We start from the raw sequence: 2,274 nt of genomic DNA on the forward strand, positions 1-2,274 counted from the left end.
CAGCATCGGATACTTGTTGTCCTTCGACCAGTCGAACGTGCCGGCGTCGACGATGATGCCGCCGAGCGAGTTGCCATGGCCGCCGAGAAATTTCGTGAGCGAGTGAAGCACGATGTCGGCGCCGTGCTCGATCGGCCGGACGAGATAAGGGCTCGCCATCGTGTTGTCGACGATCAAGGGGACTCTCGCCTTGCGCGCGACCGCGGCGACAGCTTCGATATCGGTGATCGAACCTCGCGGGTTGGCGATGGATTCGATGAAGATCGCCCGCGTTCGCGGCGTGACCGCCTGCTCGAAGGATTCGATCTCGTCCGGATCGGCCCATGCCACGTTCCAGCCGAAACTCTTGAACGCGTGAGTGAACTGGTTGATCGATCCGCCATAGAGCTTGCGAGAGGCGATGACCTCGTCGCCGGGTTTCATGAGCTGCTGAAGCGTGACGACCTGCGCGGCGTGTCCCGATGCCACCGCGAGCGCCGCGGTGCCGCCTTCGAGCGCCGCGACGCGTTCCTCCAGCACCGCGTTGGTCGGATTGCCGAGGCGGGTGTAGATATTGCCGAATGCCTGCAGTCCGAACAGCGACGCCGCATGGTCGGCGTCGTTGAACACGAACGACGTCGTCTGATAGATCGGCGTCGTGCGCGCGCCGGTGGTCGGATCGGGCTGCGCGCCGGCGTGGACGGCAAGCGTTGCAAAGCCGGGGATGCGATCGGTCATCTCATGTCCTGTTTCGGTCGGAGGTCATTACGCTAGCGTTTTCGATGCTGATGGGATCGTGCGCCGCCGTCAAGGCGCTACGTGAGGCTTTGCCGGTTTCGGCATGCGGCCTTGAGGCGCGGCGAAGCTGAGGAAGGTTTATGCGCTCACGCCGGGTCGCTTCTGTTCTTGGCGGCGCGGTCGGCGGCCAGCGTGCTGCCGCCGCCGACGCTCACGCGGTTGAGCGACAGTCGCTGGCCATGCACGGGCATCGGCGCGCGTTTCGAACTCAGCGTGCGCGAGTTGACGCCCATCCATGAGATCTCCGACGACAGGCGGCCGTATTCGATCTTCGGACAGCGGTTCATCACCACCTTGATGCCGGCCGCCTCGGCCTTCGCAGCCGCCGCGTCGTCGCGCGCGCCGAGCTGCATCCAGATCACCTTCGGCAAAGGCGACAGCGTCAGCGCCTCCTCGACGATCGGCATGATGTGGCTGGAGCTGCGGAAAATGTCGAGCATGTCGAAAGGACGGCCGATGTCCTTCAACGACGCCGCGAAAGGTTTTCCCACCAGGCTCTTGCCGACGTGACCCGGATTGACCGGGATCATGTCGTATCCGCGTTCGGCGAGATACTTGAACGCGAAGTAGCTCGGCCGCACGTTGACCGGCGAGGCGCCGACCATCGCGATGGTTTTCACGCTGTCCAGGATTCCGCGGATGTAGCTGTCGTCGTAGGTGTCGTGGTTCATGCTTTACGTCAATCTGCCTTCTTTGGTCATGGCCGGGACAAGCCCTGGCATGACGCCTGCGCCTTGTTTGTCTAACATCGTTAGCACGGAATACGCCTTATCGATCTTTCCACGTCGGGTCACGTTTTTCGATGAAGGCGTCGATGCCTTCCTCGGCGTCGCGGGCCATCATGTTCTCGGTCATGACCGCGGCGGCGTAACGATAGGCGTCGGCCAGATTCATTTCAGCCTGCCGGTAAAAGGCGGCCTTGCCGAGCTTCACCACGTAGGCCGATTTGCGCGCGACTTTCTGCGCAAGGTCGAGCGCGGCGTCGCGTTCGCGCCCGTCGGCGACGACGCGGTTGATCAGCCCCATCCGCTGCGCCGCCGCGGCGTCGACCGGCTCTCCGGTCAAAAGCATTTCCATGGCGTGTTTGCGCGCGATGTTTCGGGTCAGTGCCACCATCGGCGTCGAGCAGAACAGGCCGATATCGACTCCGGGCGTCGCGAAGCGGGCCTTCTCCGAAGCCACCGCGAGATCGCAGGTCGCGACGAGCTGGCAGCCGGCCGCGGTGGCGACGCCCTGCACGCAGGCGACCACCGGCTTCGGCAGTTGAACGATGGCCTGCATCATCGCGCTGCAGATCGTCATCACGTGCGCGAAATAGGCGCGGCCGCGATCGGGGTCAGCGCGGTGCGCGGTCAGCTCCTTGAGGTCGTGGCCGGACGAGAACGCCGGACCGCTGGCGGCGATCACGACCGCGCGGATCGCCGGGTCGGCGCCGGCTGCGTCGATTGCCGCATGAAGTTCGCCGATCAGCCGCTCCGACAGGCTGTTTCGCGCCTC

3 protein-coding genes are annotated in these 2,274 nt (G+C 64.4%); all 3 read right to left on the bottom strand.

Annotated elements, in window-relative coordinates; all coding sequences use genetic code 11:
* Positions 1 to 717: aminotransferase class V-fold PLP-dependent enzyme (locus BGN91_RS06345; protein ID WP_292611537.1), on the bottom strand; the 717-nt coding region annotated here is incomplete at its 3' end.
* Between the two features lie 146 nt (positions 718 to 863).
* A complete protein-coding gene (locus tag BGN91_RS06350) occupies positions 864 to 1,448 on the bottom strand; it encodes a CoA-binding protein (RefSeq protein WP_292611539.1) in 585 nt (194 codons plus the stop codon).
* Positions 1,449 to 1,545: 97 nt separating this feature from the next.
* Positions 1,546 to 2,274: enoyl-CoA hydratase (locus tag BGN91_RS06355; protein WP_292611540.1), on the bottom strand; the 729-nt coding region annotated here is incomplete at its 5' end.

The organism is Nitrobacter sp. 62-13, assembly GCF_001896955.1.
GTDB lineage: Bacteria > Pseudomonadota > Alphaproteobacteria > Rhizobiales > Xanthobacteraceae > Nitrobacter.

What these genes read in the sequence shown, in the direction of transcription:
- BGN91_RS06350 (WP_292611539.1), bottom strand. Translation starts at nt 1,448, where the DNA reads ATGAACCACGACACCTACGACGACAGCTACATCCGCGGAATCCTGGAC.